Consider the following 14217-nt stretch of genomic DNA (forward strand, 5'->3'; position numbering starts at 1 on the left):
CGATCGGCGCGCCGGTTTTCCATCGGCGAGACGCCGCGTTTGACCCGCTACCGGGTGGTATCACTACCCACGGGTAACATGGATGCGTCTTTTCCCACCCGGCTTTCTCAGAAGTGAGGCAGTAGATGACAGAGCGGATTCAGGTCGGCGGGCTTCAGGTGGCCAGCGTTCTCCACGAGTTCATCGAGAACGAGGCGCTCCCCGGCACCGGCGTAGATTCCGCCGCGTTCTGGGCCGGAGCCGAGCAGGTCATCAACGATCTCGCACCGCGCAACCGCGCCCTGCTCGCCGAACGCGACGAGATCCAGGGCAAGGTAGATGCCTGGCACGCCGAGCACCCCGGCGCGAACTACGACAAGGCCGCCTACAAGAACTTCCTCAGCGAAATCGGCTACCTGCGCCCCGAGCCCGCCGATTTCCAGATCGCCACCCAGAACGTGGACGACGAGATCGCCACCACCGCGGGACCGCAGCTCGTGGTGCCGGTGATGAACGCCCGCTTCGCGATCAACGCCGCGAACGCGCGCTGGGGCTCGCTCTACGACGCGCTCTACGGCACCGACGCCATCTCCGAGGCGAACGGCGCGGAAAAGGGCAAGAGCTACAACAAGGTTCGTGGCGACAAGGTCATCGAGTGGGCGCGCAACTTCCTCGATGACGCCGCCACGCTGATCACCGGCTCGCACATCGGCTCGACTTCCTACAAGATCGTCGACGGTGAGCTCGAGGTGGGCCTGGAGGACGGCACCGAGATCGGCCTCGCCGATCCCTCGCAGCTCGTCGGCTACCTCGGTGATCCGGCGGCGCCGACCTCGGTGCTGCTGAAGCACAACGGTCTGCACATAGAGATCCAGATCGATCCCGACTCGCCGGTCGGCAGCACCGACACCGCGGGCGTCAAGGATGTGGTGCTCGAGTCCGCGGTCACCACCATCATGGACTTCGAGGACTCGGTCGCCGCCGTGGACGCGGAGGACAAGGTGCTCTGCTACCACAACTGGCTCGGCCTGATGAAGGGCGATCTGAGCGAGCAGGTCAGCAAGGGCGACAAGACCTTCACCCGCACCATGAACCCGGACCGCGTCTTCACCGCGGTCGACGGCAGTGAGCTTGTGCTGCACGGTCGTTCGCTGATGTTCGTGCGCAACGTTGGCCACCTGATGACCAGCGACGCGATCATCGACTCCGACGGCAACGAGGTGCCAGAGGGCATCCTGGACGGCCTGGTCACCTCGCTCATCGCCACCCACTCGCTGCGCGGCGACACCAAGCTCAAGAACAGCCGCACCGGCTCGGTGTACATCGTGAAGCCGAAGATGCACGGTCCGGACGAGGTCGCGTTCACCACCGAGCTGTTCGATCGCATCGAGGACGTGCTCGGCCTGCCGCGCAACACCCTCAAGGTCGGCATCATGGACGAGGAGCGCCGCACCACGGTGAACCTGAAGGCCTGCATCCAGGCCGCCGCCGACCGCGTCGTGTTCATCAACACCGGCTTCCTCGACCGCACCGGCGACGAGATCCACACCTCCATGGAGGCCGGGCCGATGGTCCGCAAGGCCGAGATGAAGGCCCAGCAGTGGATCAAGTCCTACGAGGACTGGAACGTCGACACCGGTCTGGCCACCGGCCTGCCCGGCAAGGCGCAGATCGGCAAGGGCATGTGGGCCATGCCCGACCTGATGGCCGACATGCTCGTGCAGAAGATCGGTCACCCGAAGGCGGGCGCCAACACCGCGTGGGTGCCGTCGCCGACCGCCGCCACCCTGCACGTGACCCACTACCACCAGGTCAATGTGCTGGAACGGCAGCAGGAGATCGTCAAGGGTGGCCCGCGCGCCACCGTCGACCAGATCCTGGAGATCCCGCTCGCCGCGGCCCCGAACTGGTCGGCCGAGGAGAAGCAGCAGGAGCTGGACAACAATTCGCAGTCGATTCTCGGCTACGTGGTGCGCTGGATCGACCAGGGTGTCGGCTGCTCCAAGGTGCCCGACATCGAGGATGTCGCGCTCATGGAAGACCGCGCTACCCTTCGCATTTCGAGTCAGTTGATGGCGAACTGGCTGCGCCACGGCATCGTCACCGCCGACGAGGTGGTGGCCAGCCTGGAGCGGATGGCGCCGGTGGTGGACCGGCAGAACGCGGGCGACCCGAACTACCGGCCGCTGGCGCCGGACTTCGCGGGCAGCATCGCGTTCCAGGCGGCCAAGGAGCTGATCTTGGAGGGCACCAAGCAGCCCAACGGGTACACCGAGCCGATTTTGCATCGTCGTCGGCGGGAGGCCAAGGAGGCCTGCAAGTAGAGTGCCGTTCAGTGTTTGAAAAGTAGCATCTAGCAGCTCTTTTCGGCTCGAGGCCCCGCACCGGAGATACCCGGGGCGGGGCCTCTTCCATTACTGGAGATCAGCTGAAATACCGGTCCGTCACGCTCGAAACGGTCACAAGAACGGGGTGGGTAGCCAGAGTCGCCAAAGCTGCGTAATTGGACAGTCCCACGGAGAGTGTGCGGACCGGGGAGTTTCGCCACAGCCACCGCGCGCCGTGAACCACCGCGGCAGCGAGGTGCCGCTGGCTGGCGGTGACGGTTCGACCACATCGACCCGCTAGGGTGATGTCGTGGAGATGCTGCATCTGCGGTATTTCGTGGCGGTGGCCGAGGAGCTGAACTTCTCGGCCGCGGCGCGCCGGTTGCATATGGCGAACTCCCCGTTGAGCCAGCGGATCCGGGATCTCGAGCAGGAGCTCGGACAGCAGTTGTTCGATCGCAGCACGCACCATGTCCGGCTCACCCCTGCGGGTGCGGCGCTGCTGCCGATGGCTCGGGAGGCGCTGACCCAGGTCAACTCGATTCCTCGGCGACTGCAGGAGGCGGTCCGCCCCGGCCATAGCGTGTTGTCGCTCGGTATCCCTCCGGCGGTGCACCCGGCTCTGCGGGGACGGGTCAACGCGTTGATCGAGCGGCTGCGTGGACGGTACGAGATCCAGCGCCGGCCCGGCACGACTCCGAGCCTGATCACCGCGGTGCGAGACGGCGACGTCGACGTGGCACTGGTCCGCTTCCCGGTCGGCGACCCGGCCCTGGGTCAGCTTCTGGTCATGTCGGAGCGTTTCGGCGCCCTCGTCCCGGCGGCTCGATTCGCGGGGCGGGACTCGGTCACCGTCGCCGATCTCGCGGATCTCCCGTTCGTCGGCATGCCGACCGACAATCTGCCCGTCGCTTTCGAACGGCTCCAGCGCGAGCTGCTCGACCGCGGAATCAAAAAACTTGACGTGAAGGATCTGAGCAGCGAAGGAGTTTTCGAGATAATAGCGGGCGGTACGGCATTCTCCTTCACGATATTGGATCCAAAAAGCCCGGTGCACGGGCCTCGAATGGACGACGTCCTGGTATTACCGTTGACAGACCTTCAACCGATATTGGAGACCGGGTTGATCTGGGTCCGCGCGCGTGCCGAGGGTGGCGATCTGCAGCAGTTCGTCGACGTCGCGGGGGAGCTGTTCGCGAACCCACTCACCCGTTGAATAAAAGGAAGTGGCGCTCCGAAGAATGGTTTGACCGACGCGGTCGAACCATTTTTCGGGAAATAGTCGTTCCCCGCCTGGTCGCTGCGCAGTAGCTTCGTTGTTGAAAGAAGGGAAACGTTGTTCGACCGATCAGGAAAGGGCGTGTACTGTGACCGAACTTCGAACCGACACCATGTACCGGGTCCGTGAGAACACCATCGAGACCGTCGGTGGGGTGGAAACCCACTACTGGGAATACCTCCCCGCTCACCCGATCGACGATGTCGTGGCGTACACGACCGGGGGCTGGCCGGTGGACTCGACGTGGCTGGAAGACATCATCGAGGGCCTGGTCGAATCCGGTGTCCCGGTCGTCCGTTACGACCAGCGCGGCGCAGGTGTGAGCGGCCACCCACGGCGCACATCGCAATACACGATGCCCAAGCTCGCGCAGGAACTCGACGCCGTCATCGACGCGACCGCGGCGGGACGCACGATCTATGTCTTCGGTGAGGCATGGGCGGCGAACATCGCCGCCGAACACATTCACCGGTTCCCCGGCAAGATCGACACCCTGATCTCGGTGGGCAGCCCGTCGCTGGACATGGCCTTCACCGCCCTGCGCCGCCAAACCCGGCGGGCGATCGGCGAGAAGTCCCTGCGCAAGCAGGTGGCCTTCCAGTGGGCGGTTCTGTGGTACTGGTTCGCACTGGCGCTGCCGGTACTACCCGAACTGGTCTTCGCCACCGGCCTCCCCACCGCCGGGCTGAACCGGATGCTCACCCGCTTGGACCAGCGGGGCGGCAAACCGAACGCCGAACCGTTCCGCACCACCAAAGCCGATGCGGCACAAGGCTCTCTGAAGTATCGGTGGTTCATCCGGCACCGGTCGTTCACGCCCGCCTACGACGAGCTGCGCGTGAACCACCTGCGCGTGATCCAGCTCGACGGCGAACGCCTGTCGACGCCACTGCTGCTCGAGGGCCTCGGCGATCGGACCCCCGACCTGCGTGTCACGCATCTGGACGCCGACCACTTCAACTTCCGCTACGGCAAGACCGGGACCGCGATCGAGAAGGAAATCCGCAACGCCATCGCCAGCTGACCACGACGGCGACCGCATGCAGGCATCATGCCCGCTCCAGACAGGTCCACGTCGCAGTCACGTTGGCGCGCCTGGGCCGGTTACTTCACCGCCGACGCGGATCATGTTGTGCGGGTGCCCGATATGCGCGTCGAACCCGCACGGCATTGCGATCCCGGAAACGGCGCGGGCCCATATTGCCGCTGGGCGAACGTTCTGCGCGGCGAGATCAACTGCGGCGTAGAGCATCCGATATTGCCGAGAACAGCGCCGACCTCGGCTCCCGATAAGAAGCTCCGCCGTGTGCGGGTGGCTTGCGGTGAGCGCCTTACACGACGGTCCACTCAGTTGACCGGGCACTTCCGATTCACGCGGTACTGGAGGCATTCTAGATCGACGCCGTCACCCGATGTCGCACGACACCACGCAGGGCTGATCGGCACTCTTGGAACAACGAACCCGAGCGGAACTGGACCTTCGCTCCAGCGAGCCGAGGAGACAGCTATGCGGCTACCTAGTATTAGGCGATCGAGGCGACCAGCTGCGGTCATCGCGGCCGTAACCCTGATGGTCACGCTACTGTCCGGGCTTCCGGCCGCAGCAGCGGACACACCTGACCAGATGAATGCGCTCAGATTCTTTTCATCGAACGGCGGGTGTCTCGTGCCGGCAGAACGTCCATACGCCCGCGTGCCACCCTGCCTTCCCATCTATGACAGTGCCTCCCGCTGGACCAAGCCCCTCCGTGACCCGCAAATCCGACACGTAGAGACTGGCGGTTGCCTAGCCATTGGGGCCACATTCGCCATACTCACGCTCTGCGACAGGGGGGAACCGAAATCACAGTGGGAGCTCCATGTCTTGGGAGAGAACGCGGGTAATATCCGCAGCCGGGATCCAGGATGGCCCAACGCTTGTCTGCATGTGCGCGATGACAGGCACATGACATTGGAGCGGTGTGACGGATCCGCTGCTCAGTGGTGGACGTGGGCCGTTGTCTAACGATCAGCTCCCTCCGCAGCCGGGCTCCGGAACCACCGAGATGCGTACCTGATTCCTGTTGGCGGCCATGACAACCCGGACAACTGGAATTCTTTGAACTCGAGCTTTGTCCTCGGCACAGGTGAAGGCTTGCTCAGATCGGTCGACGTGCCCATGCCGCGGGACCAGGGGCCACGTCGTGGCCCGCGGACGCCGCCCTCGCCGCAGTACGGCGCCACCACCGCTGACATCGTTCTGCGCTTCCCCGGCGGGCGGATCTATCCGGGTAGTGGGACAACCGCGCGGTACTTGCCCCCGGGTGCCCGTTGCGGCGGTTCCTCGGCATGTTCGATCGTGACATTGCCGAGGTCGTTGTCGGTCAGCACCCGTGTGAGCTCGTTGTGCACTGTGCGCCATACGAGTTCGGGATCGGCGTCGCCGGTCGGTCGTAACCGCACACGGAGCGTGTCCGGCTTGGTCTGCACGATCTGGAACAGCTCGATACCGGGCGTGCGGTCGAACAGCGTGGCCAGCGCCAGCGGCGTGAGGACGCGCCGTTCACCACGAGCCGTCAGCATGATGAGCGTGTCGCCGGAGCGCCCCTCCACCCGCAGCGTCGGCAACGGACTACCGCATGGGCACGGATCGGGCTTGACCATGACACGGTCGCCGAGGTCATAGCGCAGGATCGGCTGCACCCGGTTGGCGAGATCGCTGATCAGGACCGTGTGCGACCATTCGCCGGGCGGCGTGGCCCGGTATTCGGCATCTACCGGCTCGGCGATCACCCAGTCACTGTTGACGTGATACCAGCCGTGCTGGCAACTGAAGCTCAGGTAGGTACATTCGGTCGCAGCATAGGAGGCGCGGACCTTGGTATGGAACGCCGACGCTATTCGTTGCACGTCGCCGCTGGTTATCGTCTCCCCGGCGGGCCCGACGATCACCGGGTCGATGTGCAGCCGACCAGCGGCCTGCTCGTCGGCCAACACCTTGATCATGCTGGCGTATCCGACGATCACCGCAGGCCGAAACTCCTGCAGGATCCCAACCAATTCGGGCAACGGCATATGCACCGACAACGATCGGAGGGTCTTGCGCCGCCACCGGCTGTCCATGGTCAGACGTTTGTACCCGGCGTACCCAATGTAATGGCCGCCGGTGGCGACCAATTGGGCGGTGCGCATTCCTCGGGTGAGGAGCCGGAGCACATCGCCGAACCCCAGCCAGGGCAAGAAGTCGCGAGTGGAGAGGACGGTCTGCACGGCCCCCTCCCGGTCGTCCTGGATGAACAGACCACGATAGCCGCTGGCACCGCTGGTGGTCCCCACCAGATACCGTCCCAGAAACCGTCGACCGATCATTTCAGGATCATCGACGAATGCCTGCACCTTCTCCAGCGTCACCGCGCGGTCGGTCACCCAATCATCGAAGCGATCCATCAACGCCTTCTTGCTCGTGACCGGCAACAGCGTCGGATCTTCGACCCGCTCCGGCAGATCCCGATAGGCCTCCCGGAAATACGGGGAGTAGGCGCGGGCGTATCCGACGTGATCGGCCAGGCGCGCCCGCTGCCGCCTGGCAATCCCCTCAGCCCCTTCCCTGACGGCCCGGCGCGCGTCGATCCACAGCCCCATTCTGCTCTCTGTCATGACGAACCTTCAATCACCCTGTGCGGCATGCGGTTCGGCCAGTTCCTGGTCGGTCACCGCTGAGCCCCCGTTGACGTGACCATTACCAGATGGGAGTACCCACCCGGAATCCGCAGTAGTCCCCGGGGTGGCCGAGATCCCTGCCGTCCGCGATCAGATGAAGGCCGCCGTCCAACCCTTGGCAGCTGCGTAGCGGCTCGCCTCTCCCGAGACCCACTGCGGGACAACGACTCGCGCAGCGTATTGGTGTTCTGGAGTTCCCCGAAGACCGCCGTCGCCTACTGCGCCGATTCGCCGCCCCGACACCGGCCGCTGAGCCGACACCGAGCATCGGCTCGAAACCTTGACCGGCAATGCCCGAATCTCCTGCTTGAAATCGAAAGACAAGTCAAGACTTACATTTCGACGATTTCTCCATAAACTGTAGGCACGGCCTCGACGCTGACCTATGAATTGGCTGCAGTGTCTGTTCGCCGGTTCCGCATTCTACATCCGGCAGCGCAAGGAGAACTTGACATGGGAAACAATATCGGCGAGAAAGCGATTCGGTGCCTGCGATATCTGGAAGCATGCAACTTCGACAACGTACGGGCAATGTGCACGAGCACGGCCACCGTGTGGCACAACGACGGCAGGGGGGAACAGGCGATCGGTGAGAAGCTGGAGCAGCTGAAACCCCTTGTGAATACCGTAGAGTCGCTTCGATACGAAGTCGCTCGGCAGTTTCATAATTCGAATGAGGTCCTCCAGCAGAACGTACTTCACCTGGTGATGAACGACGGCTCGCGCAGTGAGCTACACGCTGCAATGTATTTTCGGTTCAAAGGGGATCTCATCGACCGAATCGAGGAGTACGCCTACGCTGTGCCGATCGAGAGCGATACCATCGGCTCCGGCGTTCGGATGCGAGACCGGTAGCTATGACTGAGGGAATGATATCCGTACCGGGGGGCGAAGTCTGGTATCGCAGGATGGGCGGCGGCGGCGTGCCGCTTCTACTGATCCACGGCGGGCCGGGCTACCCCAGCGATCCGCTATTCGAGGCCTTCGAGCCGGTCGCTCGAGAACGTGAAGTCATCTGGTACGACCAGCTCGGAGTAGGGCGCTCGGATCCGATCGAAGACCCGGCACTACTGACAGTGAGCCGCTTCCTCGACGAACTCGGCGCAGTGATCGAAGACCTCGGCTTGGCATGCCCGCACGTCTACGGTCACTCCTGGGGCGCGATGCTCGGCCTTCAGTTCGCCGCACAGCGGGCACCCGAGTGGACGAGTCTGATCTGTGCCAATGGATTGGCGAGCGTGCCCCGATTCGAGAACGAGGTACGAGACTTGCTGGCGAAGTTACCCGGCAATGTGTTGGACCGAACTTACGGGCGTGAATTGAGCGGTGAGACGAACGATCCCGACTATCGGGTTGCCCAAGAGGAGTACTTGCGCGCATGCATTGTGCGCACCGCGACGGTGCACCTCGATCCGGATCGCATGAGCTTGATGACATTCCGGACCATGATCGGACATGCGGACTACCACGTCACCGGAGTCCTGCACGATTGGGACATATTCGACGAGCTCGAACGGATTCGCGTTCCTACTCTGGTGCTCGGCGGAGAGTTCGACGAGTGCGTTCCCGCGCACCTCGCCGACATCGCCAGCCGAATCCCGGACTCCGACCATGTCACGCAGTCGGGCGCGGCCCACATGGGATACCTCGAGCATGAGCCACTTCGCCACGAGTATATCTCGATCATTCAGGACTACATGCTTCGAATCGAAGAACGTGCGCAACCGAACGCGACGAATCTGCGCGGGCAGCTTTCGATGCCGCGATGACGCTGCGCTACCAGATGCGCAACGTAGATCGTGAATCGTTCGGCAGGGCCACCAGATCCAATGTCGCGGATTGTCGACGGTTTCCAACCGGTGGGTGACCGGGGCCCGGAACCGGTGGCGTAGCGGCCCGCCTAAGAATCTCCTTAGCGATCCCTAAGACCCGCTCACTACGTTTGATGCATCCACGCAACACCTGGAGTAGCGATCATGAAGACAAAAGTATCGTCGATACACAGATTCCGCAGCGCACTGACTGGAACAATACTGGCTATCGGACTGTACGCCGCCAGCTCAGGGGCGCCTGTCACCGCAGCACCCGCAACCGGCGACGGCAAATGTGAACGCGGCGAGATCTGCGTCTGGCAGAACGACGACTTCAAAGGCTGCTTCTACGATTTCGTCCCACCGAACGAGGACTCCAACTACGGAAACGGATCTCCGCGATGGAACAACTGCGACGGGACGATGGAAGACAAGATCTCCTCCTACCGGAACAGAAGTGGCCACTGGGTTGTCTTCGGGGAAACACGCGCGAATGCTGGTCGGTGGGGGGCAGCAGGCCAGTTCCGGCACTGCGCGGCTCCTGGCGCGGAGAGCAGCAATCTCGCCAATTTTGGGGACCCACTGATGTGGAGTATTGAAAACAGAATCAGCTCACATGACACCTTCGACTGGGGGAACAATCCTCCGGACGTATGTATTTGGTGGGATCGGGACTAGCTGACGAGCGTCGACGGCGCCACCGAAGACGAGAGAAGCAGCATGGCAACGCGGACGGGCGTTCGCGTGTCACACGGGCTTGCAGACGATTGCCGCGAATCCGATCTGGTTCGCGCTCAGTCTTTTTGATACCGACTTTCGGAAACTTGGCTGGAGCAGGCGGAGGAAGAAGCGTAGGGGGCCGCAGGGGAGGGCGACGTGGTTGACGAACACGTATGGGGACTCGCCGGTGGGTTGGAGCAGGGCCGAGTGGTCCACCCCGGCTTTGTGGGTGAACCAGCCGGCGATCTGTTCCCACTGGCGCAGCGCGGGTTCGGTCTCGGGCGAAGTGAAGTGGTTGAACAGGAAGGCATCTGAAGTCGCATGGTCGATGTCACCGATGCGTCTGGTGTTACGTGCTGCCATCACGAAGTCGGCGTCCAAGTGCATCAAGGCCTCGTCGGCCTCGACGGCCGGGATCGTTTCGGGTGAGGTCGTCTGGACCAGGACCAGCACGTCGAACCGCGGGTGGTTGGTTGCCGGGGGGATCAGGAGGGCCTCGTACACGGTGACCCGCACGACCTCGGACCGTGTTTCGAGTCGCCGGGCCATGGTGGTGCAGCGCCGGAGTGCGTCGGTGCGCGACGCGCTTCTGCCTACGAAGGGTGTTCTCTGCGGCGGGTCGATGCGCATTCCGAGATAGAGGTAGCCGTAGGACGCGGGCTCGGTGAACGGGGCCGGCGGGTTGGTCGCGGTCATGACCATCTCCTTGGTTTGTGCTTCCCCACTATGCTAGCAATATAATCGAACGATCGATTAATTTTTGCCGCAAGTCGAAAGGCGCTATGGAAGGCACCTCGGAGGGGTCGGCAGCACGGGCGCGGAAGCCAGGACGACCCCGCAAAGCCGCCGCGGGCGACACCAAACGCCTGCTGCAGCGCGCCGCGCTGCGATTGTTCGCGCACAACGGTTATGCCGGAACCTCGATCCGGGCGATCGCGCGGGAGGTCGGGCTGAGCGAAAGCGTGCTGTACGCCCACTTCTCCAGCAAACAGGCGATCTTCGACGCAGTCCTGGCCGAGTTCGGGCCGCAAGGTGTGGCCACCATGACCGGACGGGTCGATCCGGATCTCGCCGCGACTGATCCACCGCGATACCTACGCGAGCTCGTGCTCGCCTTTCTCGACGAGTGGGACAGCGCGGACGCACGCCTGCTGATCAGCCTGATAACCAGGGACGGCCTCCTGCACGATCCCGCATTGCGGGATGCTCTCCAGGCCATGCGAGCCTCCGTCGCGCATTTGCTGGACCGGTGGATCAGCGACGGACTCATAGCGCGCAGTCTCGGCTCAGCACACGACTTGGCGCTGTGGTTCACCAGCCCGATCGGACTCGCCAGAATCCTGCACCTGCACGCCGACGCGACAGCGCAGGAGCGCAATGGCGCGCGCGATGAGATCCTCCAGCACACCGAGACTTTCATCCAGGTTGTCTTCAACTCCCGGACAAACAGCGCAGACTCCGCCAACGCGTGAGGTACCGCCCGCTTACCGGTTCCCGGCAGTGACGAAGTCCCCCAACGCGATCGCTGGATGGTTGACCGGGATCGACCTGATCGCCCTGGTTCAGGACTGGCTCTACCACCGCTTCCGAGTCCGCACCGTCTCAAATCCGGGTGCGATCCTTGGACTGGGCGTCGTCCTCACGCGCGAGGACGCGGGCGAACATTTGCTGATGTTCGATGGGGTCATCGGGGTTGCTGGTCGCAGGTGGATCGATGAGGGTGTCGGTGGATTGTCGTCGGCGCTCAGGTCGATGGAACGCTGATCCGCTACCCTGGGCGCTGCACTGGAGATAGTCGGATGTGAGGAAGATTTATGGGAAGCGTTGTCCTCGACGTTGTCGCGTTGCTCGCCAATCGTGCGGCGATGTTCTGGAATTGGATGGCCACCGGCTCGTCCGGGTTTCCGCCGCTGTGATTTCGCGATGAACGGTTAGTCTGCGAACGCCCTGGTCTTCGGCCGGGGCGTTCGTGTATTCGTACCCGCGACTCCGGTCTTCGCCCTGCGGCGCCTGATCGCTGCCGGGTTAGGGGATTTCGCTGTCCATACCCGCGGGCAGCCGTATGTTGATCACGTGAAAACTGCCGGATCCGCGTGCCGTACCCCAGGTTGGTTCGTACTCTGGATGGGGCTCTTGACAGCCCTGCTCGTGCTGTGTTGCCTAGTCCTGTTCTGGCAGTTGGCGGCCGAAGGGGCGCTGCCCATCAAGGTGATCCTGTGGCTGGCCATCGGGGTGCTCGGCGTGGTCGCCCTGCTGTTCGGGTTACTCGGGGTGTTTCGCTATCGGGCCTTCTTCTACAGTGTCGTCGCGCCCCTTGTCATCGTCGTGTTCGGCGCGCTGGTCTGGTACGACGTTCCGGAATCCACCGGCTGGAAACTGTCTCGAGACATCCTTCAAGACCAAGCGGTTGACTGCGTGAACCCTGGCCACCGCACCCGCCTCGGCGTCTACACAATCACGTTCATCACCCGCCGGGACGGGGGTTGTTTGTTCTATACCCAAGGGGAAGAGTCGAATTCGAAGGGGTTCGCCTACTTCCCGGACGCCGCGCCACCGTATATCGGGACGCCCGCTGCGGGGATCGGGTACGAACCGTTTCATGGGAACTGGTATCGGTTCAGCGAAGAGTCTTGAGCGGCAGCGTGATTCGCCTTGTTACGCGGGTGACTAAGTGCGATTCGAGTGTGGTGGTAGCTGGTGGTCGGGCGTTGAGTCCGGGCGGGGCTCGATCCATAGTGCTTCTGCGAGCGCGCATGGGGTGCCGTCGGGGGTGGCCAGTGCGACGCCGACGGTGTGTTTGCGGCCTTCGTGACTGATCGGCCAGGCGTAGGAAATGTAGGGGTGATCGGGCCAGACGGGGGCTAGTTGGGTAGCTGTGATGGCGGCGGTTACCGAGCCGCGGCGCATTTTGCGGAGGGCCCCGGCGGCCCAGCCGCCGGGGCAATCGAGGGCGGCCCAGACTACTTCGGGCGGGAGTTCGCCGGTGGGGGCGGCCAGGGCGGGGTCAGGGGTCCAGGCTGCGATGACGCGGTCTCGTTCGGGGACGGCCCAGGGGAACAGGCGAAGGCCACGCCCGGGTGGGCAGGCGGATCCGCAACCGTAACAGTCATTTTCGCGGCGCTTGGTGGCTTGGGCCTCGGTGATGGCGAGGGCATCGCGCCAGGATGGGGCAGGAGGCGGAGCGATGGTTACGACCGAGGAGGAGGCTTCCACGAGAACGTTGCCATCGAGATCGATCAGAGCGCAACCGCCGGATTCGGTGGGACGCACGGCTATCGGGGTGTCGACCGCGACCTTGCGCCGAAAGTCGACCCGCAACTCCGCGGCGGCGGATTGCGCGGCAAGGAGGCCCGCCACGTACCCGCCGAAAGCGACCCCCGGGTAACCGTGCACGTGCTCAGGCACAGTGAACGTGTCCGTCCGAATCATATGGTGCTCAACCCCTCCCGGCCCACAGCCTCAGCCGCTCCCAATCGACCATACCGACGTCGCGGTTCGGTCGAATCATGCGGCTCGGGCCATCGCTGCCACCACTCGGTCTTCTCGGACAATGCCACCCAAAAGTGCAGGTACGGGGGTGGGTTGGAATTTCGTGGAGTGGTGGGGTGTTGCGACGGGGTGTGACGAAAGCTGGAATGAACGTACTTGTTGTGTACGCGCACCCGAAGCCCGACTCACTGACCGGGGCGCTGAAAGATGTTGCCGTCGAGCAATTGCGGGCGGATGGGCATGAGGTTCGGGTTAGCGATCTGTATGCGATGGGGTGGAAGGCGCAGGCGGATACGGACGATTTCGGGGCGGTGGATGAGTCCAATTTCATGTTGGCTTCGGGGGAGGCGTATCGAGCGGGGACGCTGAGCCCGGATATTCGTGCTGAGCAGGAGAAATTGCTCTGGGCCGACACGGTTCTGCTGCATTTTCCGCTGTGGTGGTTCGGTATGCCCGCGATCATGAAGGGGTGGGTGGATCGGGTGCTCACCTGCGGGTTTGCCTACGGGGCCGGGGGAACGGCGGTGCCGCGATACGGTGCGGGGGTGCTGGCGGGGCGGCGGGCGATGCTGGTGGTTTCCATCGGTGGGAAGGAGTCGTCGTATTCCGATCGGGGGATCAACGGGCCGGTGGAGGATCTGCTGTTCCCGATCCAGCACGGAATCCTGTACTACCCGGGGATGGACGTGCTGCCACCGTTCCTGGTGCACGGCACAATTCGGGTCGACTCGGACCGCTTCGACGATATCGCCGATGATCTGCGCGAGCGGCTGTCGGGCCTGGAGAAGCTCGAACCGATTCGGTACCGCCCGCAAGGCGGTGGCGATTACGACCGAAGCCTGCGATTGGCGGCTGGCCGAGAGGTGCCGGGGGCCAACGGATTCGGGCTGCACGTAGCCGGGTAACCCCCGGA

The 14217-nt window shown here is 63.7% G+C and carries 13 protein-coding genes; 10 read left to right on the forward strand and 3 right to left on the reverse strand.

The genetic code is table 11. From position 1 onward, the window contains the following. Nucleotides 1-125 precede the first annotated feature (125 nt). The 3 genes from KV110_RS19940 to KV110_RS19950 all read left to right on the forward strand — a co-directional run bounded on the left by KV110_RS19940 (nucleotide 126) and on the right by KV110_RS19950 (nucleotide 4609). Nucleotides 126-2303, forward strand: a complete 2178-nt coding sequence (locus tag KV110_RS19940) for a malate synthase G (protein ID WP_218477880.1) — start codon at nucleotides 126-128, stop codon at nucleotides 2301-2303. A 319-nt stretch (nucleotides 2304-2622) separates the two neighbouring features. Next, a complete protein-coding gene (locus KV110_RS19945; RefSeq protein ID WP_246634752.1) occupies nucleotides 2623-3522 on the forward strand; it encodes a LysR family transcriptional regulator in 900 nt (299 codons plus the stop codon). Between the two features lie 151 nt (nucleotides 3523-3673). Next, on the forward strand, nucleotides 3674-4609 hold the full coding sequence (locus KV110_RS19950; protein WP_218477883.1) for an alpha/beta fold hydrolase: 936 nt from the start codon (nucleotides 3674-3676) through the stop codon (nucleotides 4607-4609). A gap of 1238 nt (nucleotides 4610-5847) precedes the next feature. Here the strand turns inward: KV110_RS19950 and KV110_RS19955 are convergent. Beyond that, nucleotides 5848-7221: a phenylacetate--CoA ligase family protein gene (locus tag KV110_RS19955; protein ID WP_218477885.1), complete on the reverse strand. Its 1374-nt coding sequence runs from the start codon at nucleotides 7219-7221 to the stop codon at nucleotides 5848-5850. A gap of 516 nt (nucleotides 7222-7737) precedes the next feature. On the opposite strand from KV110_RS19955, the gene KV110_RS19960 reads away from it, so the two are divergent. The 3 genes from KV110_RS19960 (at nucleotide 7738) to KV110_RS42090 (ending at nucleotide 9773) form a co-directional block, all read left to right on the forward strand. Continuing rightward, nucleotides 7738-8139 (forward strand): nuclear transport factor 2-like protein, encoded by a 402-nt coding sequence (locus tag KV110_RS19960; protein ID WP_218477887.1) that lies wholly within the window; start codon nucleotides 7738-7740, stop codon nucleotides 8137-8139. 14 nt (nucleotides 8140-8153) lie between these two features. Then, the gene (locus KV110_RS19965) at nucleotides 8154-9053 is read left to right on the forward strand and encodes a proline iminopeptidase-family hydrolase (RefSeq protein WP_218477889.1); all 900 of its coding nucleotides are present in this window, start codon (nucleotides 8154-8156) and stop codon (nucleotides 9051-9053) included. Nucleotides 9054-9260: 207 nt separating this feature from the next. Further along, nucleotides 9261-9773 (forward strand): peptidase inhibitor family I36 protein, encoded by a 513-nt coding sequence (locus KV110_RS42090; protein WP_218477890.1) that lies wholly within the window; start codon nucleotides 9261-9263, stop codon nucleotides 9771-9773. A gap of 69 nt (nucleotides 9774-9842) precedes the next feature. Here KV110_RS42090 and KV110_RS19975 read toward each other — a convergent pair whose 3' ends face one another. Next, the gene (locus KV110_RS19975) at nucleotides 9843-10511 is read right to left on the reverse strand and encodes a hypothetical protein (RefSeq protein ID WP_218477891.1); all 669 of its coding nucleotides are present in this window, start codon (nucleotides 10509-10511) and stop codon (nucleotides 9843-9845) included. A gap of 86 nt (nucleotides 10512-10597) precedes the next feature. Here KV110_RS19975 and KV110_RS19980 point away from each other — a divergent pair, with 86 nt between their 5' ends. The 3 genes from KV110_RS19980 (at nucleotide 10598) to KV110_RS19990 (ending at nucleotide 12449) form a co-directional block, all read left to right on the forward strand. Next, complete coding sequence (locus KV110_RS19980; protein WP_246634651.1) at nucleotides 10598-11287, forward strand: TetR/AcrR family transcriptional regulator; 690 nt, start codon at nucleotides 10598-10600, stop codon at nucleotides 11285-11287. 61 nt (nucleotides 11288-11348) lie between these two features. After that, nucleotides 11349-11579 (forward strand): hypothetical protein, encoded by a 231-nt coding sequence (locus KV110_RS19985; RefSeq protein ID WP_218477892.1) that lies wholly within the window; start codon nucleotides 11349-11351, stop codon nucleotides 11577-11579. A 360-nt stretch (nucleotides 11580-11939) separates the two neighbouring features. Continuing rightward, nucleotides 11940-12449 carry a hypothetical protein gene (locus KV110_RS19990; protein WP_218477893.1) on the forward strand — a complete coding sequence of 170 codons (510 nt, stop codon included), beginning with the start codon at nucleotides 11940-11942 and terminating at the stop codon, nucleotides 12447-12449. A 33-nt stretch (nucleotides 12450-12482) separates the two neighbouring features. Here KV110_RS19990 and KV110_RS19995 read toward each other — a convergent pair whose 3' ends face one another. Continuing rightward, the gene (locus KV110_RS19995; protein WP_218477894.1) at nucleotides 12483-13244 is read right to left on the reverse strand and encodes a PaaI family thioesterase; all 762 of its coding nucleotides are present in this window, start codon (nucleotides 13242-13244) and stop codon (nucleotides 12483-12485) included. A 206-nt stretch (nucleotides 13245-13450) separates the two neighbouring features. Between KV110_RS19995 and KV110_RS20000 the strand changes: the two genes are divergently transcribed. Then, complete coding sequence (locus KV110_RS20000) at nucleotides 13451-14209, forward strand: NAD(P)H-dependent oxidoreductase (RefSeq protein ID WP_218477895.1); 759 nt, start codon at nucleotides 13451-13453, stop codon at nucleotides 14207-14209. The last annotated feature ends 8 nt before the right edge of the window (nucleotides 14210-14217 follow it).

This window comes from Nocardia iowensis (assembly GCF_019222765.1).
In the GTDB taxonomy this organism is placed as follows: domain Bacteria; phylum Actinomycetota; class Actinomycetes; order Mycobacteriales; family Mycobacteriaceae; genus Nocardia; species Nocardia iowensis.

Coding starts and splice junctions, on each gene's coding strand:
- KV110_RS19940 (WP_218477880.1), top strand. CDS start 126: ATGACAGAGCGGATTCAGGTCGGCGGGCTTCAGGTGGCCAGCGTTCTC.
- KV110_RS19945 (WP_246634752.1), top strand. CDS start 2,623: ATGCTGCATCTGCGGTATTTCGTGGCGGTGGCCGAGGAGCTGAACTTC.
- KV110_RS19955 (WP_218477885.1), bottom strand. CDS start 7,221: ATGACAGAGAGCAGAATGGGGCTGTGGATCGACGCGCGCCGGGCCGTC.
- KV110_RS19960 (WP_218477887.1), top strand. CDS start 7,738: ATGGGAAACAATATCGGCGAGAAAGCGATTCGGTGCCTGCGATATCTG.
- KV110_RS19965 (WP_218477889.1), top strand. CDS start 8,154: ATGATATCCGTACCGGGGGGCGAAGTCTGGTATCGCAGGATGGGCGGC.
- KV110_RS42090 (WP_218477890.1), top strand. CDS start 9,261: ATGAAGACAAAAGTATCGTCGATACACAGATTCCGCAGCGCACTGACT.
- KV110_RS19975 (WP_218477891.1), bottom strand. CDS start 10,511: ATGACCGCGACCAACCCGCCGGCCCCGTTCACCGAGCCCGCGTCCTAC.
- KV110_RS19980 (WP_246634651.1), top strand. CDS start 10,598: ATGGAAGGCACCTCGGAGGGGTCGGCAGCACGGGCGCGGAAGCCAGGA.
- KV110_RS19990 (WP_218477893.1), top strand. CDS start 11,940: ATGGGGCTCTTGACAGCCCTGCTCGTGCTGTGTTGCCTAGTCCTGTTC.
- KV110_RS19995 (WP_218477894.1), bottom strand. CDS start 13,244: ATGATTCGGACGGACACGTTCACTGTGCCTGAGCACGTGCACGGTTAC.
- KV110_RS20000 (WP_218477895.1), top strand. CDS start 13,451: ATGAACGTACTTGTTGTGTACGCGCACCCGAAGCCCGACTCACTGACC.